The sequence below is a fragment of the Micromonospora olivasterospora genome (assembly GCF_007830265.1).
Taxonomy (GTDB): Bacteria; Actinomycetota; Actinomycetes; order Mycobacteriales; family Micromonosporaceae; genus Micromonospora; species Micromonospora olivasterospora.
The window spans coordinates 358,213-380,255 of sequence record NZ_VLKE01000001.1; the positions used below are offsets into that span (position 1 = coordinate 358,213).

At 68.8% G+C, this 22,043-nt stretch carries 18 protein-coding genes and 1 pseudogene; 9 read left to right on the forward strand and 10 right to left on the reverse strand.

Annotated elements, in window-relative coordinates:
- Positions 1–192 precede the first annotated feature (192 nt).
- The 6 genes from JD77_RS01355 to kdpF all read right to left on the reverse strand — a co-directional run bounded on the left by JD77_RS01355 (position 193) and on the right by kdpF (position 8,408).
- Positions 193–891, reverse strand: a complete 699-nt coding sequence (locus JD77_RS01355; protein WP_145772683.1) for a response regulator — start codon at positions 889–891, stop codon at positions 193–195.
- Positions 888–3,440 carry a sensor histidine kinase gene (locus tag JD77_RS01360; RefSeq protein WP_145772684.1) on the reverse strand — a complete coding sequence of 851 codons (2,553 nt, stop codon included), beginning with the start codon at positions 3,438–3,440 and terminating at the stop codon, positions 888–890. The genes JD77_RS01355 and JD77_RS01360 overlap by 4 nt, the downstream gene beginning before the upstream one ends.
- Before the next feature lie 127 nt (positions 3,441–3,567).
- On the reverse strand, positions 3,568–4,449 hold the full coding sequence (locus JD77_RS01365; protein WP_145772685.1) for a potassium-transporting ATPase subunit C: 882 nt from the start codon (positions 4,447–4,449) through the stop codon (positions 3,568–3,570).
- 1 nt (position 4,450) lies between these two features.
- Positions 4,451–6,643, reverse strand: a complete 2,193-nt coding sequence (gene kdpB, locus JD77_RS01370) for a potassium-transporting ATPase subunit KdpB (RefSeq protein ID WP_145772686.1) — start codon at positions 6,641–6,643, stop codon at positions 4,451–4,453.
- Between the two features lie 20 nt (positions 6,644–6,663).
- Positions 6,664–8,319: a potassium-transporting ATPase subunit KdpA gene (gene kdpA / locus JD77_RS01375; RefSeq protein ID WP_145772687.1), complete on the reverse strand. Its 1,656-nt coding sequence runs from the start codon at positions 8,317–8,319 to the stop codon at positions 6,664–6,666.
- A complete protein-coding gene (gene kdpF, locus JD77_RS01380; RefSeq protein ID WP_074475088.1) occupies positions 8,319–8,408 on the reverse strand; it encodes a K(+)-transporting ATPase subunit F in 90 nt (29 codons plus the stop codon). Before kdpF ends, kdpA begins: the two co-directional genes overlap by 1 nt.
- Before the next feature lie 399 nt (positions 8,409–8,807).
- On the opposite strand from kdpF, the gene JD77_RS01390 reads away from it, so the two are divergent.
- Positions 8,808–9,644 (forward strand): ISAs1 family transposase, encoded by an 837-nt coding sequence (locus JD77_RS01390; protein WP_281292072.1) that lies wholly within the window; start codon positions 8,808–8,810, stop codon positions 9,642–9,644.
- 651 nt (positions 9,645–10,295) lie between these two features.
- On the opposite strand, the gene JD77_RS01395 is transcribed toward JD77_RS01390, so the two are convergent.
- Both JD77_RS01395 and JD77_RS01400 read right to left on the reverse strand, forming a co-directional pair.
- Positions 10,296–10,520, reverse strand: a complete 225-nt coding sequence (locus tag JD77_RS01395) for a hypothetical protein (RefSeq protein WP_145772688.1) — start codon at positions 10,518–10,520, stop codon at positions 10,296–10,298.
- Positions 10,521–10,855: 335 nt separating this feature from the next.
- Positions 10,856–11,692, reverse strand: a complete 837-nt coding sequence (locus JD77_RS01400; RefSeq protein ID WP_281292072.1) for an ISAs1 family transposase — start codon at positions 11,690–11,692, stop codon at positions 10,856–10,858.
- Positions 11,693–12,179: 487 nt separating this feature from the next.
- On the opposite strand from JD77_RS01400, the gene JD77_RS01405 reads away from it, so the two are divergent.
- From JD77_RS01405 to JD77_RS01415, 3 genes are all read left to right on the forward strand, one after another.
- A complete protein-coding gene (locus JD77_RS01405; RefSeq protein ID WP_145772620.1) occupies positions 12,180–13,424 on the forward strand; it encodes an IS110 family RNA-guided transposase in 1,245 nt (414 codons plus the stop codon).
- Between the two features lie 302 nt (positions 13,425–13,726).
- Positions 13,727–14,860: an IS701 family transposase gene (locus JD77_RS01410; RefSeq protein WP_145777361.1), complete on the forward strand. Its 1,134-nt coding sequence runs from the start codon at positions 13,727–13,729 to the stop codon at positions 14,858–14,860.
- 570 nt (positions 14,861–15,430) lie between these two features.
- Positions 15,431–15,664 (forward strand): hypothetical protein, encoded by a 234-nt coding sequence (locus JD77_RS01415; protein ID WP_145772689.1) that lies wholly within the window; start codon positions 15,431–15,433, stop codon positions 15,662–15,664.
- A gap of 202 nt (positions 15,665–15,866) precedes the next feature.
- Here the strand turns inward: JD77_RS01415 and JD77_RS01420 are convergent, their stop codons facing one another.
- A complete protein-coding gene (locus JD77_RS01420) occupies positions 15,867–17,255 on the reverse strand; it encodes an IS1380 family transposase (protein ID WP_211372460.1) in 1,389 nt (462 codons plus the stop codon).
- 158 nt (positions 17,256–17,413) lie between these two features.
- On the opposite strand from JD77_RS01420, the pseudogene JD77_RS01425 reads away from it, so the two are divergent.
- Together JD77_RS01425 and JD77_RS01430 are read left to right on the forward strand one after the other, a co-directional pair.
- A pseudogene (locus tag JD77_RS01425) lies at positions 17,414–17,575 on the forward strand (IS1380 family transposase); the annotation flags it as partial.
- A 410-nt stretch (positions 17,576–17,985) separates the two neighbouring features.
- Entirely contained in the window at positions 17,986–18,303 is a 318-nt protein-coding gene (locus JD77_RS01430; RefSeq protein ID WP_145772690.1) for a hypothetical protein, read from the forward strand.
- Between the two features lie 119 nt (positions 18,304–18,422).
- Here JD77_RS01430 and JD77_RS01435 read toward each other — a convergent pair whose 3' ends face one another.
- Positions 18,423–19,811, reverse strand: coding sequence for an IS1380 family transposase (locus JD77_RS01435; RefSeq protein ID WP_145772691.1), 1,389 nt, complete (start codon positions 19,809–19,811; stop codon positions 18,423–18,425).
- Positions 19,812–20,134: 323 nt separating this feature from the next.
- On the opposite strand from JD77_RS01435, the gene JD77_RS34620 reads away from it, so the two are divergent.
- The 3 genes from JD77_RS34620 to JD77_RS01445 all read left to right on the forward strand — a co-directional run bounded on the left by JD77_RS34620 (position 20,135) and on the right by JD77_RS01445 (position 21,737).
- The gene (locus tag JD77_RS34620; protein WP_281292075.1) at positions 20,135–20,269 is read left to right on the forward strand and encodes a hypothetical protein; all 135 of its coding nucleotides are present in this window, start codon (positions 20,135–20,137) and stop codon (positions 20,267–20,269) included.
- Between the two features lie 458 nt (positions 20,270–20,727).
- Positions 20,728–21,081 carry a hypothetical protein gene (locus tag JD77_RS01440; RefSeq protein ID WP_145772692.1) on the forward strand — a complete coding sequence of 118 codons (354 nt, stop codon included), beginning with the start codon at positions 20,728–20,730 and terminating at the stop codon, positions 21,079–21,081.
- Between the two features lie 2 nt (positions 21,082–21,083).
- Positions 21,084–21,737, forward strand: a complete 654-nt coding sequence (locus tag JD77_RS01445; protein WP_145772693.1) for a nucleotidyl transferase AbiEii/AbiGii toxin family protein — start codon at positions 21,084–21,086, stop codon at positions 21,735–21,737.
- The last annotated feature ends 306 nt before the right edge of the window (positions 21,738–22,043 follow it).

Sequence of the window (22,043 nt, forward strand, 5' to 3'; positions counted from 1 at the left end):
TTGCCGCACGGCTACCGGACCATCGCCCGGTCAACCACGACGTTCCGTCGCCCATGATCAGGCCCGCAGGGCGGACCGGCGACCGTCACTACGCAGATTTAACGCGTAGCCACGTCTTTTTCACGCCGTTTTGACGCCGACGCCCTTGACCCGCCGCGAGGCCGAAACGCGTACGGTGCCGCCGTCAAGAAGTCAGGGCCGGTAGCGGTAGCCCATACCCGGTTCGGTGATGAGGTGCCGCGGGCGGGCGGGGTCGTCTTCGAGCTTGCGGCGCAGCTGCGCCATGTACTGCCGTAGGTAGTTGGTCTCGTGCTGGTATTCCGGGCCCCACACGTCGTGCAGCAGCTGGCGCTGGCTGATCAGCTTGCCGGGGTGGCGCAGCAGCTTGTCGAGCATGGCCCACTGGGTGGGGGTGAGCCGCACCTCGGTGCCGTCGTCTCGGGTGACGGTGCGGTCGGCGAGGTTGACGGTGTGCCGGCCGACCCGGGCGGCGGCCGTCGTGGCGGGCGCCGCAGTGTCGGCCGGTGTCGAGGTGAGGCGGCGGGTGACCGCGCGGATGCGGGCGAGGAGTTCGTCGACGCCGAAGGGTTTGGTGACGTAGTCGTCGGCGCCGGCGTCGAGGGCGGCGACCTTGTCCTCGCTGCCGGCCCGACCGGAGAGCACGATGATCGGCACGGTGGTCCACCCGCGGAGTCCTCGAATGACGTCGATGCCGTCGAGGTCGGGTAGTCCCAGGTCGAGCACGACCAGGTCCGGGGGATGACTGACGGCGGCCTTGAGGGCCGCGGCGCCGGTGTCGGCGACCTCGACGTCGTAGCCGCGGGCGCGCAGGTTGATCCGCAGAGCACGCAGGATCTGCGGTTCGTCGTCGACGACGAGGATTCGGGTCATTGCGGCGGCCCTTCTGGTGTCGTCTGCGCGGTGGCGGGCAGCCGCAGCACCATAGTCAGCCCGCCGCCCGGGGTGGTCTCGGGGGTGATGCTGCCACCCATGGCCTCGGCGAGGCCGCGGGACAGGGCGAGGCCGAGTCCGACGCCGGTCTGGTTGTCCCGGTCACCGAGGCGCTGGAACGGCAGGAAGACGTGTTCCCACTGGTCCTCGGGGATACCCGGCCCGGTGTCGATGATCCGCAGCTCGACCTGCCCGGCGTGGGCGCTGGCGGTGATGGTGGGCGGCTGCCCGGGTGGGCTGTGCCGCAGCGCGTTGGCCACGATGTTGACCAGCACCCGTTCCAGCAGGCCCGGGTCGGCGGCGGCGGCCGGCAGGTCGGCCGGAATGTCGGTGGTGACATCGGCCGCCATCGGGCCCAGTTCGTCCAGTGCCCGCGGTACGGCGTCCTCCAGCCCGATCGCGGTGGTGGAGACCCCGAGCGCGCCGGCCTGCAGCCGGCTCATGTCCAGCAGGTTCGCCACCAGCCGGTGCAGCCGGTCCAGGGACTCGTCGGCGGTGGCCAGCAGCTCCTCGCGGTCGTCGGCGTCGAACTCGACGTCATGGCTACGCAGGCTGCTCACCGCCGCCTTCGCCGAGGCCAGCGGCGTACGCAGGTCATGGCTGACCGCGGCGAGCAGCGCGGTGCGCATCCGGTCGGCCTCCGCGAGCGGCCTGGCGGTGGCCGCCTCCTCGGCAAGGCGTTCCTGGCGCAGCGCGACGGCGGCCTGGGCGGCGAACGCCTCGACCACCCGACGGTCGGCAGCCTCCAGTCGCCGGCCGGCGAGCACGACGGTGAGCCGGTCGTCGACCGGTACCGCCGTCTCTCCCGCGCTGGGACTGCACACCGGCGCCTCTCCCACGCTGGCCACGACCCGCCAGGCGCCCTCCTCGCGAGCTCGGCCGGGCCGCCCCTCGGCGTCCGCGGCCAGTTCCAGGACGCTGACCGCGCGCAGCGCGAAGGTCTCCCGCAGCCGGTCCAGCAGCGCGGGCAGCGGACGTTGCCCGCGCAGCACGCCGCCGGCGACGGTGGCCAGCGTCTGCGCGTCGGCGGACGCGCGCGCCGCCTCTCTGGTCCGCCTCGCCGCCACGTCGACCACCCCGCTCACCGCGACCGCGACGCCGACGAAGACGCCCAGGGCGAGCAGGTTGTCCGCCTCGGCGATGGTCAGGGTGTAGTAGGGCGGGGTGAAGAACCAGTTCAGCAGCAGGGACCCGCCGAGCGCGGCGGCCAGCGCCGGCCACAGCCCGCCGACCAGCGCCACCCCGACGACTCCGGCGAGGAACAGCAGGATGTCGTTGGTCAGGGTGAGATCCGGCAGTGCCCACAACAGCAGCGTGAGCAGCGGCATCCCCAGCCCGGCCAGCGCGAAGCCGAGCATCCGGCGTCGGCGCGACAGTGCCGCCGGGACCCCGCTCGTGCGCCGGCCCCGACCCGCCTCGGGATGGGTCACCAGGTGCACGTCGATCGCGCCGGAAAGCGCAGTGGTAGTCACCCCGACCCCGCGGGAGAACACCTGGGCGAGGCGTCCCCGCCGGCTCGCGCCGAGCACGAGCTGGGTGGCGTTGACCCCCTTGGCGAAGTCCAGCAGTGCTTGCGGCACGTCGGTGCCCAGCACCTGGTGGTACGTCCCGCCGAGGCTCTCCACCAGCACCCGCTGGCGGGCGAGCTGGGCCGGGTCCGCGCCGGCCAGGCCGTCGCTGCGGGCCACGTGCACGGCGAGCAGGTCGGTGCCCTTGCTGCGGGCGGCGATCCGGGCCGCCCGGCGGATCAGGGTGTCACCCTCGGGACCGCCGGTGAGCGCGACGACGACCCGTTCCCGGGCCTCCCAGGTGGCGGAGATGCCCTGCTGGGTCCGGTAGGCGTCGAGCTGGTCGTCGACCTTGTCGGCCAGCCAGAGCAGGGCCAGTTCGCGCAGGGCGGTGAGGTTGCCGACCCGGAAGTAGTTGCCCAGCGTTGCGTCGATCTTGTCGGGGCGGTAGATGTTGCCGTGCGCCATCCGGCGGCGTAGCGCTTCCGGGGTCATGTCGACCAGTTCGACCTGCTCGGCGGCGCGGACGATTTGGTCGGGCACCGTCTCCCGCTGGGTGGTGCCGGTGATCTGGGCGACGACGTCGTTGAGCGACTCCAGGTGCTGGATGTTGACCGTGGTCAGCACACTGATCCCGGCGTCCAGCAGGTCCTGGACGTCCTGCCAGCGCTTCTCGTTGCGCGAGCCGGGGACGTTGGTGTGCGCCAGTTCGTCAACCACGGCGACATCGGGTCGGCGCGCGAGGACGGCGTCGAGGTCCATCTCGGTGAATTCAACGCCCCGGTAGGTCATCGTGCGGCGGGGCACCTGCTCCAGGTCGCCGATCATGGCGGCGGTGTGCTTGCGGCCGTGGGTCTCGACGAAGCCGATCACTACATCGGTGCCGCGTTCCGCACGGCGTTGGGCCTCCTCCAGCATGGCGTAGGTCTTGCCGACGCCGGGGGCGGCTCCCAGGTAGATGCGAAGCTCTCCTCGTGACACGCAGAAGATCCTCTCTGGTGAGGGCGCTGGGGAAGTCGGCTTCTTCGGCGCCCGCTGTGTGGCGGACCGGCGGGACGGTGTCGGGCAGGGCCGGCACCGCAGCTCGGCCCTGCCCGTAGACCGAGCATCAGCGGGCGGGGAACTTCTCGTCGAGGGCGAGGTTGAGTTCGAGGACGTTGACGCCGGGTTCGCCCATGAAACCCAGCGAACGGCCGGTGGTGTGCTCCTTGATCAGCTTACGGACCGCGGCCGGGTCCGCGCCGCGCTCGCGCGCCACGCGGGCGACCTGGATCTCCGCGTACGCGGGGCTGATGTGCGGGTCGAGGCCGCTGCCGCTGGCGGTGACCGCGTCGGCGGGTACCGCCGGCTCGGCGGGTGCGTCACCCCGGATGGGGGTGACCACGCCGCCCTCGGCGACGTAGTCGTGGCCCGACTGGGCCACCTCAACCGGCACCCCCTGATAGCTGCTCATGAAGGGAGTGGCCGGCGCGACCTGGTTGACGCTGACCACCCGGGTGATCCGGCCGGTCAGTCCGTCGGCCCGGAACACGGCCAGCACCGCGCCGACGCCGTCCGGGGTGCAGTACGGGCGCCGCCCGTCGACGCCGTCGAGGTCGCCGATCGCCTTGCTGCGGGAGCAGACCTGGGTGAGCAGGCTCTGGGTGGAGTCGTCGGGGTTGGTGGCGATGGTGTCGACCACGCTCTCCGGGCCGAGGTTGCTGGCCGCGGTGGCGGTGGGGTCGTAGCCGCCGCCGGCCGCGGACGGCCGGGACTGGAAGTAGCGGCGGACGGGGTTGCCGTCGGCGTCGGTGAAGGACTGCCCGATCAGCGAGCTGCCGACCTTCCGGCCGCCGACGGTCACCAGCGAGCCGTCGGCCTTGCCGTCGAGGCCGGGGAGCCGGCCGACGGCGACGAGGGCGAGCGGGTACGCCAGCCCGAGCAGCACCGTGAAGACGAGCACCGCGCGCAGGGCGGCGAGGTGTTGGGCGAGCCAACTGGGAAGGCGCATGTCAGATCCCCGGGATGAACTGGATGAGCAGGTCGATGAGCTTGATGCCGACGAACGGCACGATGATCCCGCCGAGGCCGTAGATCAGCAGGTTGCGGCTGAGCAGCTGCGACGCCGACGCCGGCCGGTACCGCACACCGCGCAGGGCCAACGGGATCAGCGCGATGATCACGAGGGCGTTGAAGATGACCGCGGACAGGATCGCCGACTCGGGGCTGGCCAGCCGCATCACGTTCAGCGTGTTCAGGCTCGGGTAGATGCCGGCGAACATGGCCGGGATGATCGCGAAGTACTTCGCGATGTCGTTCGAGATGCTGAACGTGGTCAGCGCACCACGCGTGATCAGCAACTGCTTGCCGATCTCGACGATCTCGATCAGCTTGGTCGGGTCGGAGTCGAGGTCGACCATGTTGCCGGCCTCCTTCGCGGCCGACGTGCCGGTGTTCATGGCGACGCCGACGTCCGCCTGGGCCAGCGCGGGCGCGTCGTTGGTGCCGTCGCCGGTCATCGCGACCAGCCGGCCGCCCTCCTGCTCCTTCCTGATCAGGGCGAGCTTGTCCTCCGGAGTGGCCTCCGCGAGGAAGTCGTCCACCCCGGCCTCGTCGGCGATCGCCCTCGCCGTCCGCGGGTTGTCGCCGGTGATCATCACGGTCCGGATGCCCATCCGGCGCATCTCGTCGAACCGCTCACGCATGCCGGCCTTGACGACGTCCTTGAGGTGGATGACGCCGAGCGCCCGGGCCGGCCCACCGTCGACGTGCTCGGCGACGACCAGCGGGGTGCCGCCGCTGCCACTGATCGCGTCGACCAGCTCGCCGACCTGCTCGGTCGGGTGGCCATCGTTGTCGCGTACCCACTTCATCACCGCTGCGGCGGCGCCCTTGCGGATCCGGCGTCCGCCCCCGTCGACGCTCTCCGCGCCCAGGTCGACGCCGCTCATCCGGGTCTGTGCGGTGAAGGGCACGAAAGTGGCGTGCGGGATGAGTCCCGGCTCACGCTCATGCAGCCCGAATTCGTTCTTCGCGAGGACGACTACCGACCGGCCCTCGGGCGTCTCGTCGGCCAGGCTGGAGAGCTGCGCGGCGTCGGCGACCGCCACCGCGTCGACGCCCTCGACCGGCAGGAACTCGGCGGCCTGCCGGTTGCCCAGGGTGATGGTGCCGGTCTTGTCGAGCAGCAGTGTGTTGACGTCACCCGCCGCCTCGACGGCCCGGCCGCTCATCGCCAGGACATTGCGCTGGACGAGGCGGTCCATGCCGGCGATGCCGATCGCGGACAGCAGCGCGCCGATGGTGGTCGGGATGAGGCAGACCAGCAGCGAGACCAGGACGATGCCGGTGACGCCGGCGTCGGTGACGGCACCGGAGTCCAGTGCGGCCGCCTGGTAGCCCTTGGAGAAGATGGCGAGGGGCTGGAGGGTGACGACGGCCAGCAGGAAGATGATCGTGAGCGCGGCGAGCAGAATGTTCAGCGCGATCTCGTTCGGGGTCTTTTGCCGGTTGGCGCCCTCCACCAGCGCGATCATCCGGTCGATGAAGCTCTCCCCCGGCTTCTGCGTGATCTTGACGACGATCCGGTCGGAGAGCACGCGGGTGCCGCCGGTGACGGCGCTGCGGTCACCGCCGGACTCCCGGATCACTGGCGCGGACTCGCCGGTGATGGCGGACTCGTCGACGCTGGCGATGCCCTCTACGACGTCGCCGTCGCCGGGGATGATCTGCCCAGCCTCGACCAGGACGATGTCGCCCTGCTTTAGGTGCGGCGCGGGGACGGCCTCGTCGCGGTAGGCGTTCGCCGCCGCGCCGGGCATCCAGCCGACGAGCCGGGTGGCGATGGTGTCCTGCTTCGCCCGGCGCAGCGTGTCGGCCTGGGCCTTGCCGCGTCCCTCGGCGACCGCCTCGGCGAGGTTGGCGAAGAGCACGGTCAGCCACAGCCAGACCGCGATCGCGATCGCGAACACCGACGGGTCGGCGACGGCGAGCACCGTGGTGAAGAGCGCGCCGATCTCGACGATCAGCATGACCGGGTTGCGCCAGAGCGTACGGGGGCCGAGCTTGCGCAACGCGTCCGGCAGCGAGCGGATCAGTTGCTTCGGGTCGAGCAGGCCGCCGCCGCCCCGGTTGCCCTGGGTGGCCGGTGTGCCGGCGGTGCCCGCGTCGGCGGTGCCGTGCGGTGCCGGCGTGGACGTGGTCATGTCCTTCTCTCTCATGGTGGTCACAGCCCTTCGGCCAGCGGGCCGAGCGCGAGGGCGGGCAGGAAGGTGAGGGCGACGAGGATCACCGTGACGCCGACGACCATGCCGATGAAGAGCGGCTTGTGGGTCGGCAGGGTGCCCTCGGAGGCGGGGGTGGGTTGTTGGCGGGCCAGCGAGCCGGCCAGCGCGAGGACGAAGATGATCGGCAGGAACCGCCCGAGCAGCATGCACAGCCCCAGCGCGGTGTTCCACCACGGCGTGTTCACGGTGATGCCCGCGAACGCCGAGCCGTTGTTGTTGCTCGCCGAGGTGAACGCGTAGAGCACCTCGGAGAGCCCGTGCGGGCCCGCGTTGAGCGCGGTCGAGTTGTTGCCCGTGGCGAATGCCGCAGCCGCGCCGATCAGCACCAGCGCCGGCGTGACCAGGAAGTACATCGAGGCGAACTTGATCTCGCGGGCGCCGATCTTCTTCCCCAGGTACTCCGGGGTTCGGCCGACCATCAGGCCGGCGACGAACACGGTGATCACCGCGAGGATCAGCAGGCCGTAGAGACCGGAACCGGTACCGCCGGGCGCGACCTCGCCGAGCATCATGTTGACCATCGTCATCATCCCGCCGAGCGACGTGAACGAGTCGTGGAACGAGTTGACCGCGCCGGTCGAGGTAAGCGTGGTGGCCGCGGCGAAGGTGGCGGAGTTCGACACGTCGAACCGCACCTCCTTGCCCTCCGGGGCCGCGCCGACCGCCTGCGGGACCGTGCCGTGGCCGGCCAACTCGAACACGTTGGTCAAGGAGATGCTGGCCAGCGCGAGGAGGGCCATCACCGCGGCGATCGCGTACCCCTGCCGGTTCTGCCCGACCATCCGGCCGAAGACCCGGGGCAGGCTGAACGGGATCACCAGGATCAGGAAGATCTCCAGCCAGTTCGTCCACGCGGTCGGGTTCTCGAACGGGTGGGCGCTGTTGGCGTTGTAGAAGCCGCCACCGTTTGTGCCCAGTTCCTTGATGACCTCCTGGCTGGCCACCGGCCCGCCCGTGACGTGCTGCGTGCCGCCGGTCAGCGTGGTCACGTCGGTGCCACCGGACAGGTTCTGCACCACGCCGCCGATCATCAGCGCCAGCGCGCCCAGCACCGCGATCGGCAGCAGGATCCGGAGCACGATCCGGGTCAGGTCGACCCAGAAGTTGCCCAAGTCGCCGGTGCGGCTGCGGGCGAAGCCGCGCACCAGCGCCACCGCCACGGCGATGCCGACGGCGGCGGAGACGAAGTTCTGCACCGCCAGGCCGGCCATCTGCACCAGGTGACCCATGGTCGACTCACCCGAGTACCACTGCCAGTTCGTGTTTGTCACGAACGACACGGCCGTGTTCCACGCACCGTGCGGCACCACCGGATCGAAACCCAGCGAGAGCCAGAGGTGGTTCTGCAGGCGCTGGAACGCGTACAGGAACAGGATCGACACCGCGGAGAACGCCAGCACGCTGCGGGCGTACACGCCCCAGGACTGCTCGGCCGCCGGGTTGACCCCGACCAGGCGGTAGATCCCCCGCTCGAACCGGGACGGCCGCTGCCCGGAAACCGCCCGGAACATGTAGTCACCAAACGGCTTATAGACCGCGACCAGGGCGGCCACCAAGGACAGGAGGAAGACGACGCCTGCTGTTGTCATGGTCATCAGAACCGCTCCGGGAACAGCAGGGCAACCACCAGGAACACGGCCAGGCCGATCGCCAGCACCAAGCCCACGGCATTGACAGCACTCACAGCTTCTCCACCGCCCGCACCATTAGGGCGAGCGCTGCGAACAGCGCCACCGTCAACACCACGAACACCACGTCAGACACGGCTGGCTCCCCTTACCGGCAATGAGTTCGTCACGACCGCCATCCGGTCGCGCCGGGCAATCAAAGCGCCTCAGGCGCTCGCCGGACAGGGCCGTTAACGCAACCATGACGCCGGCCGGTGGTTTCTTGACGCCCTTTTGACACCAGGGCCCCGGCAAGGTGGCGGTATGACCGTTGTGGGCGTTTGGGTGCAGACGCTCCGGATCATGGTGGTATAGAGACGGGCGTGGCCTTTCGATGATCATCCAGGTGTCGAGTCTGGGAAGATCAAAGAGGACCACGCCCGTTGGGATCGTCATCGCTGATTGACGTGTTGGCCGTGCACGCGGACCGCCTGGACGAGTCGTTGCCGGCGCAGCGCCGGTCGAGCCTGGTCGCGGCGTTGAGTGCGGTGCCGGACCGGCGAGATCCCCGCGGTGTCGTCCATGCGTTGCCTGGGGTCCTGGCCACGGCGGTCGCGGCGGTGCTGACCGGTGCCCGTTCCGCGGCGGCGGTCGCGGAGTGGGCCGCTGACGCGCCGCAGCAGGTCCTTGCTGAACTGGGCGTGTTCCGGGATCCGTTCACCGGGCTGTATCGGGCTCCGGACGAGTCCACGTTCCGGCGGGTCCTGGCCGGTGTCGATGCTGACGCCCTGGACGACACGGTCGGCCGGTGGGTCCTCGCGTGCCGGCCGGCGGCGGACACCGAGCGGCGGGTGTACAGCGTGGACGGCAAGACCTTGCGAGGCAGCGGCCCGGCCGGCGCCCAGGTGCATCTGCTCGCGGTGCTGGACCAGCACACCGGGACGGTCCTGGGTCAGGTCGACGTCGACGGCAAGACAAACGAGTTGACCCGCTTCCGGCCGCTGCTGGGCCCGCTTGACCTGACCGCGGTGGTCATCACCGCCGACGCCATGCACACCCAACGCGAGCATGCCCGCTGGCTGATCGACGACAAGAAGGCCGCCTACGTCTTCACCGTGAAGAAGAACCAGCCGCGCCTGTATCGCCAGCTCAAGACCCTGCCCTGGGCGAAGGTCCCGATCCAGGACGAGACCAGCACCCGCGGGCACGGTCGCTACGACATCCGCCGCCTGCAGGCAGTCACCTGCACCGGGCCACTCGCCCTGGACTTCCCGCACGCCACCCAAGCACTACGGATCGTCGCCGACGACTGAGCCTGACCACCGGCCGCTGGTCCACCGTCACCGTCTACGCGATCACCAACCTGAGCGCCGCCCAGGCCGGTCCCGCCGACCTAGCCGACTGGCTGCGTGGGCACTGGGCCATCGAAACTCTGCACCACATCCGCGACACCACCTACGCCGAGGACGCCAGCCGCCTGCGCACCGGCAACTCACCCCGCGTCATGGCCACTTTGCGCAACACCGCGATCAGTCTGCTCCGACTGGCTGGCGTCACCGCCATCGCCGCAGCCCTACACCACAACAGCCGAAACCCGCACCGGCCACTCCAACTACTCGGGATCACCTGAAACGGTCATATAGCTACCTTGCCCGAGCCCTGGGCCGCCTGGCCGCACTGCACCAACTCGTCCTCCAATCCCCGGCACCGGTCGTCGCCCAGGCCCTCGGCTTCCACCACACCACCACCCACCGCCACCACGCCGCTGCCGGTGGAACCTGGAACCGCTACAGCCCTAGCCGCAACGCACTGTGATCAGCGGACAGGGAATACAGGACAGTCGGATTACCGCACCCTGCCAGTCGGGCGGACCCTAAAGATCAACTAAATGATTCCGGTGACATGAGCGCTAGGAAACCCCTAAGGCCCGTGAAACTCAAGAACTAAAACTAAGGCAGAAGGTGTTAATCAAATGGCAACTCAAGACCTTGACCCGTTCCGGGTGGCGGTGGAGGGGGCGGCGGCGCCGCCTCCCGCCAATATTTCCCGACCGATTCTTGGGTGATCAGTTTGCCGGATAGTGTGGCTACCTCATCCTCGGTGTAGCGGTGGCCGTCGGGGGCGGTCTTACCCTGTAGTCCCTGTGCCCAGGCTTTCACCCATGCGGCCATCCCCCAGGGCTCGGGCAAGGTAGCTATATGACCGTTTCAGGTGATCCCGAGTAGTTGGAGTGGCCGGTGCGGGTTTCGGCTGTTGTGGCGTAGGGCTGCGGCGATGGCGGTGACGCCAGCCAGTCGGAGCAGACTGATCGCGGTGTTGCGCAAAGTGGCCATGACGCGGGGTGAGTTGCCGGTGCGCAGGCGGCTGGCGTCCTCGGCGTAGGTGGTGTCGCGGATGTGGTGCAGAGTTTCGATGGCCCAGTGCCCACGCAGCCAGTCGGCTAGGTCGGCGGGACCGGCCTGGGCGGCGCTCAGGTTGGTGATCGCGTAGACGGTGACGGTGGACCAGCGGCCGGTGGTCAGGCTCAGTCGTCGGCGACGATCCGTAGTGCTTGGGTGGCGTGCGGGAAGTCCAGGGCGAGTGGCCCGGTGCAGGTGACTGCCTGCAGGCGGCGGATGTCGTAGCGACCGTGCCCGCGGGTGCTGGTCTCGTCCTGGATCGGGACCTTCGCCCAGGGCAGGGTCTTGAGCTGGCGATACAGGCGCGGCTGGTTCTTCTTCACGGTGAAGACGTAGGCGGCCTTCTTGTCGTCGATCAGCCAGCGGGCATGCTCGCGTTGGGTGTGCATGGCGTCGGCGGTGATGACCACCGCGGTCAGGTCAAGCGGGCCCAGCAGCGGCCGGAAGCGGGTCAACTCGTTTGTCTTGCCGTCGACGTCGACCTGACCCAGGACCGTCCCGGTGTGCTGGTCCAGCACCGCGAGCAGATGCACCTGGGCGCCGGCCGGGCCGCTGCCTCGCAAGGTCTTGCCGTCCACGCTGTACACCCGCCGCTCGGTGTCCGCCGCCGGCCGGCACGCGAGGACCCACCGGCCGACCGTGTCGTCCAGGGCGTCAGCATCGACACCGGCCAGGACCCGCCGGAACGTGGACTCGTCCGGAGCCCGATACAGCCCGGTGAACGGATCCCGGAACACGCCCAGTTCAGCAAGGACCTGCTGCGGCGCGTCAGCGGCCCACTCCGCGACCGCCGCCGCGGAACGGGCACCGGTCAGCACCGCCGCGACCGCCGTGGCCAGGACCCCAGGCAACGCATGGACGACACCGCGGGGATCTCGCCGGTCCGGCACCGCACTCAACGCCGCGACCAGGCTCGACCGGCGCTGCGCCGGCAACGACTCGTCCAGGCGGTCCGCGTGCACGGCCAACACGTCAATCAGCGATGATGATCCCAACGGGCGTGGTCCTCTTTGATCTTCCCAGACTCGACACCTGGATGATCATCGAAAGGCCACGCCCGTCTCTATACCACCATGATCCGGAGCGTCTGCACCCAAACGCCCACAACGGTCATACCGCCACCTTGCCGGGGCCCTGGCCGATCGCCCAGGTGAGTGAACGCGCGTTCGAGTTCCAGGCGCCCCATCAGGACGCCGTCTGACCCGCTCATTGGTGCACCCTTGTCTCACTCGAGCTGACGTTGGTTCGAGTGCACCGGTGACCGTCGGGCCATCGCCCAGCTCGCTCGACCTTCGAGGTCCAGCGTGAGTTCTGCGAGGCCCGGCGGCCCGGGACACCCCGACTGGCAACAGGGCTATGCGCCATCGAGCGCCGCTCAATGAGCGACCGGCAGTGGTGTCCCGGAACCGCCAGGTGCTTCCCCACTGGTAGCGCAGCGGAGAGGCAACTATGAGTGTGACCGACACCGCCGCGTCGGCGCGAGGGAACTCGGCCGGGGTGGACTGGGCCAAGGACGACTACGCGGTCTGCGTGGTCGACGCCGACGGTGAGCCGTTGGAGCGGCTGACGCTGAAATACACCAGGACCGGCCTGAGACGGCTGATCGACCTGCTCGACCGGCATCGGGTGGACGCGGTCGGCATCGAACGCCCGGACGGGCCGATCGTAGATGCGTTGCTGGCCGCCGAGGCGACCGTGTACGTGATCCCACCCTCGCAGGTCAAGGCACTGCGCCGACGGTACGGCTCGGCCGGGAACAAGGACGACCGGTTCGACGCCTACGTCCTGGCCGACACCGTCCGCACCGACCGGCGCCGGCTGACCCCGCTCGTGCTGGACAGCGAGACAACCACCGGGCTGCGCAAGCTGTGCCGCGCTCGCAAAGACCTGGTCGCCCACCGCATCGCGGTCGCCAACCAGCTGCGCGCCCACCTGGCCACGGCGCTGCCGGCCACCGTCGAGCTGTTCAACGAGATCGACTCGTCGATCAGCCGGCAGTTCCTGACCCGGTTCACCACCCAGGACGCCCTGGACTGGCTGTCGCCCAAGCGCCTGGCCGCCTGGCTGAAGAGCGTGAGCTACTGCGGCCGCACCGACCCAGCCGTGCTGCACACCCGCATCAACGCCGCGCCTCGCGGCGCCACCGGCGACTACGGACAGACCCTGGCCGGCATCACCCGCGCCTACCTCGCCACCCTGGCCGCCATCGTGGCCCAGATCGACACCCTGAACCAGCAGATCACCGAAGCCCTCGACCTGCACCCCGACCGGGACATCTTCACCAGCCTGCCCCGCTCCGGCACCGTCCGCGCCGCCCGGCTGCTCGCCGAGATCGGCGACGCCCGCGGCCGGTTCCCCACCCCAGCGTCCCTGGCCTGCCTCGCCGGCGTCGCACCCTCGACCCGCGAATCCGGCAAAGTCCGCATCGTGACCTTCCGCTGGGCCGTGGACAAACAACTGCGCGACGCCGTCTGCGACTTCGCCGGCGACAGCCGCCACGCCAACCCCTGGGCCGCCGACCTCTACCAACGAGCCCGAGCCCGCGGCCACGACCATCCCCACGCGGTCCGTATCCTGGCCCGCGCCTGGCTGGACATCATCTGGAAATGCTGGACCACCAACACCCCCTACGACCCGGACCGCCACCGAGCCCTCCAACACCTGCTCAAACAAGATCATCAAGTGGCGGCTTGACACAGGGCAACTCACGCCGCAGCCAGGTCGTGAACGGACAGGTACACGCCATGCTTTCGGAATGCAGCCGGGGCCCATGCCAGGGCGTCGGCCCGGTGGATGGCCAGTTCGGCCGGGAACCACGCCCGGCGCAGCACACGTGCGTCGACCCATGCGGGCGGACCAAGATCCGCCTGAGCTAGCAAATGCTCCGCGACCGCGGCAAGCAGCGCGTCCCACCGCGGGTCCCCGGTTAGTACTGCAACGGCGGGTCGTGGCTTCGGCTGCTGATCGTTCGTTGACTGGTTGTGGTGGATGCGCAGTTGGTCGGGTCGTGGGATGCCGGGTTGGAGGAGTTGTTCTTCCGGTTCTCGCATCGGTTTACTCGAGTGGAGCCGCGGCGGCGGGCGTGGGCGTATGTGCGGGGGTTGCTGGCGCCGTTGGAGCGGCGCAACGGCTGGACCCTCGCGGAGCAGGCTGGGCATGTCTCGCCGGACGGGTTGCAGGGCATGTTGTGCAGCGCGGCGTGGGACCGGGACGCGGTCCGCGATGACGTACGCGACTACGTCGTGGAGCAGATCGGCGATGCGGCCGGGGTGCTCGTCGCCGACGAGACCGGGTTCGTCAAGAAGGGCCGCGCCTCGGCGGGGGTCCAACGGCAGTATTCAGGCACGGCGGGCAAGACGGAGAACTGCCAGATCGGCACGTTCCTGTGCTACGCCACGAGTCGGGGCCGGGCGTTGATCGACCGGGAGTTGTACCTGCCCAAGTCGTGGACCGGCGACCGGGACCGGTGCCGAGCGGCGGCGATCCCGGATGAGGTCGAGTTCGCCACGAAGCCGCAGCAGGCTCGGGCCATGCTGGAGCGGGCGATCACCGCCGGGGTGCCGTTTTCGTGGTTCACCGCCGACGAGGCCTACGGGCAGAACCCCGGCCTGCGGGGCTGGCTGGAGGAGCAGGACATCGCGTATGTGATGGCCACCCGATGCGACGACGAGGTGCCCTCCGGGTTGCATACCACCACCCGCGTCGATGAGCTGATCGCCAGAGTACGTGCGGGCGCGTGGCAGCGGCTGTCGTGCGGCGATGGCGCGCACGGACCACGCCGCTACGACTGGGCCCGGGTGCCGATCCGCCGCACCTTCGCCCACGGCCGCCGCGGCTGGGTCCTGGCCCGACGCTCGATCAGCGACCCTAGCGACATCGCCTACTACGTCTGCTTCGGCCCCCGCGGCATCCGACTGCGGGAACTCGTGCGGGTCGCCGGTAGCCGTTGGTCGGTGGAGGAATCGTTCCAGACCGCGAAGAACGAGGTCGGCCTGGACCAGTACCAGGTCCGCCGCTACGACGCCTGGTACGGCCACATCACCCTGGCCATGGCCGCTGCCGCGTTCCTCGTCGTCACCCGCGCCCGCGAAGCCGCAAAGGGGGCACCACCGGCAGCGAGGGCAGCCTGATCCCGCTGAGCAGCAACGAGATCCGCCACCTGTTCGCCCACCTCGTCCTGACCATCCGCCACCACGCCAGCCACATCCTGCACTGGTCCAACTTCCGCCGCCTACGCCAGGAACAAGCCCGAGCCGCCCACTACCGCAAACGACTCGAACCGCCATAAGTCACGACCCGCCGTTGCAGTATTAGGCCGGGCTCATCGCTTAACAGGTCAACCCTGGTTTCGGCGGGTTCCCAGCGGTACTCCTCGAGAAACTCCCATACGAGCTTCCAGCGAGTCTGGTCGGTGTCCGCGGAGACCAGATGGGTGGCCAGCCTGGCCAGACTCATCGGTTCGTAGCTGGTACCCATCGGGCAAGCCTCACCTTCGAGCGGACAGCTTCATCCGTTGCAGACTATCGCGGCGCCGCTCGCGAACACCGCAGAGGTGAGGTGGCGACGGGGCCCGATTTTCTTGCTGCACCCCTGCTCGGACCGTTCACTCACGCTGCGCTTACGGCATCGCTCTTGTGATCTTGGTGGAAGGCGGCGCAGTCTGTGGCGTTGCCGTGAACTTACAGGGGGTGCATGCGAGCGTGACTCTCAGTCAGATTGCGATCGAGAAGACGACGAAGCTGGTCGAGTTTCTCGCGGACGTGACGGCCGCAGTCGAGCGGGACCCAGTGTGCGACATTCTGGAGGACCCAGACGCGCCTGATCCGGTCATTTGGCTCGATGCCCTGCCGCGGGGTATTCAGTGGATGGCTAGCCTCGGGCCTTCGGTAAGGCCTGTCCGCATCGCGGATCTTGAAAGAGGAAGTGCCTTCTGATCTGGGATGATCTGACTTGTCTAAGCCTCGATCCACCGACGCAGTTGAGGGCGATCGCTAGTTGATCATTCCGATGTTGAGTGGTTCGGGGGCGTGCGGGAGTTGCCGATCACGTGATCGGTTTGCTCCGGGTGATTGTTCGGGGGCGGTAGTGGGGGTTGTGGCCTGTGGTCGGGCCGCCCGGTTCTGCTGGTGGGTGTGGTCAGCCGGGTGTGGTGTGGACGGCGGTGAACAGGTTGTCGAACCCGGCGGCCCACGGCCAGTGGTCGGGTAGGTGCAGGTGGATGGTGCGGGCTCGGTGCGCGATCCGGGCGGCGATGTTGATGATCCTGGTCCGGATTGTCGCGGGCCGGGCGGTGGCGTAGGCGCCCGCGGCGAGGTGGCCGGCGGTGCGGGTGAGGTTGTGCGCGATCGCGGCGCAGGTCAGCCAGGCGTTGTTCGCGCTGAACCGGCCGGAGGGCAGGTGCGCGAGAGGCCCGGCGATCAGGTCCGCGTTGACCTGTTCGATGATCGCGTGGGCGCGGTGCTGGGCCTCGGCCTGGACCAGGGTGAACGGGCTGTCGGTGAACACGGCGTGATACCGGTAGGTCGGCACCAGTTCTTCCTGGCCGGGAATCTGTGCCGGGTCGTCGCGACGGATCCGGCGCACGATCAGCCGGGCGGTCACCGCATGTCGGGTGCCCGCGAACGCGGTATACGTGGTCTCGGCGATCTGCGCGTCGGAGATCCACCGCCCGGCGTCTTCGTCCCAGACGGCCTGCGGGTACTTGATGTCGACCCACTGGTCGTCGGTGATGCTGTCGCACGCGACGCGGATCTTCGCGTCGATACGAGTGGTGACCGAGAACCGGACACCACGGCGCCGGCAGCAGCTGATGACGGTCTTGGCGTAGAACGCCGAGTCGGCCCGCACCACGATCTCCCCGGCTGCGCCGCATGATCGGGCGGTGGTGATCGCCTCGGCGATCATGCTCGCCGCGCCGCGGGCCGAGCCTGCGTTACCCGAACGTAGCCGGGTCGCTGCGATCACCGGCGCCGACAGCGGTGTGGAGATGGTGGCGACGAGAGGGTTGTAGCCGCGTAGGTAGACGTTGTAGCCGCCGACTTTGGTGTGGCCGAAGCCGATGCCCTGCTTCTGCTTGCCGTAGACACGGCGCAGCATCGAGTCGACATCCACAAAGGTCAGCACGCCGGCGCCGGCGAGGATCGGTGCCCGGCCGGCCAGGCCGATCAGGGTGTCACGGGCGGCGGCCTGCAACTGCCGCACGTGTCCGTGGGTGAACGTGCGCAGGAACGACCCGAGCGTCGACGGCGCGTACACGCTGGTGAACAGCGGCCGCATGCCGCCGTGCCGGGCGATGTCGAGGTCGTCGATGCTGTCCGCGCCGGCGAGCATCCCGGCCACGATCGTGGCGACCTTGCCCGCCGGGTTCGCGCCCTTGTCGGTCGGTAGCCGCACCCGGTCGTTGACCGCGTCATGCAGGCCCGCCTGCTCGGCCAGGCGCATCACCGGAACGAGACCGGCACAAGACACGAGATTCGGATCATCGAACGAGACGCGCGCCACCGGCGCGTCATGACGTAATCTCACCTGCGAGGTGCCCTCTCGAGCGAAGCGATAGAAGCGTGAGAACTCCTATCTTTCCAGCTCAGAGGGCACTCCCTATCTCCGGGATCCCCACCGATCAGACATTCATCGGTGGATCGAGGCTAAGGTCTAGATCGCCCGTCACGGAAGGCATTTGCTGGGTGAAGGCTACCGAAACGCGTCCGAGGGTGGTGGTCAGCGGTGACGGGCGGGGTGTGGTCGGCCATGCCGGTACGCGGCTGCTCGCCGATATGGCTGATGTCAGTGGGTTGACCAGCGGTTTCAGTGACGCTCTGGCGCTGCTGCGGCAGCGGCGGGCAGGAGAGTTGGTCCAGTACCATCTGTACCAGGATTCGATCGTCCAGTGCATGAAGGGTAAAGATTTCCTTTACACGCCGCCTCCGTTCGTTGACATCTACGCCGGGCTCACCGACTTGCAAGGGCTTTCAGGAACATGGTTCGCCGAGACGACCGAGACCGGCCTCGGCGTCGCGGATTCCGCAGTTAGACTAGCGCCACTTGATGTGGAAACCTCCAATCCGGGCTTCCAACGACTCGATCCAAAGGGCCAGAGACTCTACGACGATGCGTTGACGGAGTGCACGCCCACGAGCACGCCCGACGTCTACATCCCCGCCAACTCATCCAAACAGAATGACAAGCTGCTCGATCTATTTGCGAAGATGGAAAAAAGCAGGAGGTAGCGAAGGCGATTTCAGCCTACCGCTCCTGCATGAAAGGCAACAACCTAATCGTGGATAATTCCGACCACCTGATCGAGCAGTTGCAGCAGAAGTTCGGCAGTCTACCGCACGAGGCGATCGGCAAGCCAGACCGACCTGAATGGGCCGCCGCCGTACGGGAGGAACGCGCAGCGGCTGCAGCAGATGCAAAGTGCAGGAAGCCGGTACGCGACTTGTCGGCCATGCTTATCTCAACCGAGTTGGCGCAGTTCGAAGCAGATAACCGAGCTGGCATCCAGCAGGCTCAGCCTCGATCCACCGACGCAGTTGATGTCGTTCGCCGGTTGATCATTTTTGGTATTGGGTGATTCGGTGGGCGTGTGGGAGTCGCCGATCACGTGGTCGGCTTGCTCCGGGTGCGGGTTGTTGGGTGGGGGTGGAGTTGTGGCCTGTGGTCGGGCCGCCGGGGTTCTGCTGGTGGGTGTGGTCAGCCGGGTGTGGTGTGGACGGCGGTGAACAGGTTGTCGAACGCTGGCTGCCAGGGCCAGTGGTCGGGTAGGTGCAGGTGGATGGTGCGTGCCCGGTGTGCGAGGCGGGCGGCGACGTTGATGATCCTGGTCCGGATTGTCGCTGGCCGGGCGGTGGCGTAGGCGCCGGCGGCGAGGTGGCCCGCGGTGCGGGTGAGGTTGTGGGCGATCGCGGCGCAGGTCAGCCAGGCGTCGTTGGCGTTGAAGCGGCCGGAGGGCAGGTGGGCGAGGGGTCCGGCGATCAGGTCGGCGTTGACCTGTTCGATGATCGCGTGGCCGCGGTGCTGGGCTTCGGCCTGGACCAGGGTGAACGGGCTGTCGGTGAACACCGCGTGATACCGGTACTGGGGCACGAGTTCTTCTTGGCCGGGGATCTGTTGCGGGTCGTCGCGGCGGATGCGGCGCACGATCAGCCGGGCGGTCACCGCGTGTCGGGTGCCGGCGAACGCGGTGTAGGTGGTTTCGGCGATCTGCGCGTCGGAGATCCACCGTTGCTCGTCTTCGTCCCAGACGGCCTGCGGGTACTTGATGTCGACCCACTGCTGTTCGGTGATGCTGTCGCACGCGGCGCGGATCTTGCCGTCGATCCGGGTGGTGACCGAGAAGCGGACACCACGGCGCCGGCAGGCGCCGATCACGGTCTTGGCGTAGAACGCCGAGTCGGCCCGCACGACGATCTCCCCGGTCGCGCCGCAGGATCGGGCGGTGGTGATCGCTTCGGCGATCATGCTCGCCGCACCTCGGGCGGAGCCGGCGTTACCCGCCCGCAGCCGGGTGGCCGCGATCACCGGCGCCGACAGCGGTGTGGACAGTGTGGCGAGCAGGGGGTTGTAGCCCCGCAGGTAGACGTTGTAGCCGCCGACCTTGTTGTGGCCGAAGCCTATGCCCTGCTTCTGCTTGCCGTAGACACGGCGCAGCATCGAGTCGATGTCGAGGAAACACAGCACGTCGGCGCCGGTCAGGATCGGGGCCCGGCCGGCCAGGCCGATCAGGGTGTCCCGGGCGACGGCCTGCAGTTGCCGTACGTGTCCGTGGGTGAACGTGCGCAGGAACGACCCGAGCGTCGACGGCGCGTACACGCTCGTGAACAACGACCCCATCCCACCGTGGCGGGCGATGTCGAGATCGTCGATGCTGTCCGCGCCGCTGAGCATCCCCGCCACGATCGTGGCGACCTTCCCGGCAGGGTTGGCGCCCTTGTCCGTCGGCAGCCGCACCCGGTCGCTGACCGCGTCGCACAGACCGGCCTGCTCGGCCAAGCGCATCACCGGAACGAGGCCGGCACACGACACCAGATTCGGATCATCGAACGTCGCGCGCACCACCGGCGCGTCATGGCGTAATCTCACCTGCGAGGTGCCCTCTCGAACCGGCGGAATAGAAGCGTCAGAACTCCTATCCTTCCAGCTCAGAGGGCACTTTCTATCTCCGGGGTACCACCGCCCCGACACTCATCGGTGGATCGAGGCTCAGAACGATTGGGAGGGCCTGGTGGAGCAAGCCGGGAAGTATCCGGAAGCGGCTACCTTGGGGTTGCGCTAACGCGTCTGCCTCACGCAACGCCTACGCGGGCCAAGTCAACGCAGAAGGAGTCCGAAGAGTTCTGCTGTGGCTCGCCCCGGGACGGTAAGGAGTTGAATCCGTAACCGGGGCGAGCAACGCCTCGCGCGGCTTGCGGGCGACGCGGCCAGGGCACCTGACGGTCTCGCTCTACTGGCTGGCGGACCTGTGGGACTCGATCAGCGAGGACGACCGCGAGGACACGATCCGCCACATCGACTACATCGTGCGTCACCGCCACGACTGACCTGCGGTGCCCACGCGATCACCGCCGGGCGACGCCCCGGACGTCGGCGTCGATAGCCCGTCCGTCGAAGCTGGGCCAGCTGACGCTGGGCGAGCAGCGCGGCCGGGGCCGCCCACCTTGCCGCGAGAGTGTCCTTCCGCAAGGTGGGCAGTGCCCAGCGCCACCCGGTCCGTGCGCCCCGTCTGCTCGGGCACCAGCGGGCCGCGCCGGCCGGAGGCTGCCGACGGGCCAGCGCGAGAAGTCGAACCCGCGCGGACGGCCGGCAGTCCGGCCACCGGGTAAGGCGGTCACCTGGCAGGCGCCCGGCCGCCCGTGTGGTGATCGGCAGGCGGGCAGTTCGTCCTTGACGATGACCGTCAGGCCGCAGGCCGAGCCCGGGAGGTCAGATGGCCGTGATGTCGATGTCGTGCCAGCCGCGACGCCGCTCACACGTACGATCTGGGTCAGGAGGTAGAGACATGGCCAGCGGCAGTGGTGCACCGCCTGGGTCGCGGTATGTGGACCAGCGGCATTTCGTGGTCGCCGCCTCCCTGTCCGACCTGCGCGGTCCGGTTCACGGTGTGGTGACACTCGATCGGTGGCTGGACTGGTCCGGCGACAGCACCTATGACCTGGACGACGCCGGTGATCTGCAGCTGATGTACCAGACGGTGCTGAACCAGGCCAATTCGGTCGACGACTTGCACCGGTGGCTGCACGGTCCCACGCTGCGCCGCTTGTGGCCCACCTTGTGGCTCCCGGCCCGGCTGCGGGCGTTGTGGCAGGCGCGCTTTCCCGAGCTGAGCACGCCGCCGCAGACGCTGGCCGGGTAGAAGTGGATCAAGTTCACCTCCGCTTGGCCGAGATCGGATTGCGGGTCGCTGCCCGCTACGGGTTCGCGTTGGCCGGCGGCTACGCCGTTCAGGCCCACGGCATCCTCGATCGCCCGAGCGAAGATATCGACCTGTTCACGGCGTGGGAGCGTCGTGGCGAGTTCGCCGCAGCAGTGGACGCGGTAGTCGACGGCTACCGCGACGGCGGGTATTCCGTCGAGGTAACGCAGCAGTTCGACACCTTCGCCCGGCTCGCGGTCACCGATCCCGCTCAACCTGAGCACCCGTACAAGGTCGAGCTGGCGGCCAACTGGCGCGCGTTGCCGCCGGTGATGATGGACGTCGGGCCGGTGCTGCACGCCGACGACGTCGTCGCGGGCAAGATGTCCGCCCTGTACACGCGTGCCGAGCCCCGCGACTTTCTGGATATCGACGCGGCCCTCATGACTGGTCGCTACACCCGGACACGGCTGTGCGAGCTGGCCGAACAATCCGACGCGGGATTCGACCGGCGTGTCCTGGCGGACCTGTTCGGCATGCTGGAGCGGTACCCGGACCGACGTTTCGCCGCCTACGGCGCCCACCCCGCCCACATCAGTGAAATGCGCAAACGCTTCGCGCAATGGCGCGAAGAACTCACCGCCAACCTGCCGTAGCGTTCGCCTGAAACGTGAACAGCTCGACGGCTCGGACGGTCACCGACTCCTGGCTCTGCCGGCCGGTCGCCCGGTGCAGAAGCTCCTGCAGCGCGGGCACCCGTCAGGCGCGCTTGCCAAGCGCTACGGTGAGGGCGAACAGCGGCCCGTAGCGGCCACGCTCCATGGCGGCTCTGCCCCCAGTTGGACAACCGGTCGGCGACCATGACCTCCTGCCTGCGCCGCAGCACCACGTCGAACCGGCGCAGCATGGGCGCCTGCGCGGTGGAGCCGACCACCGGGGTTCCACAGATGATCGGGGTCCTG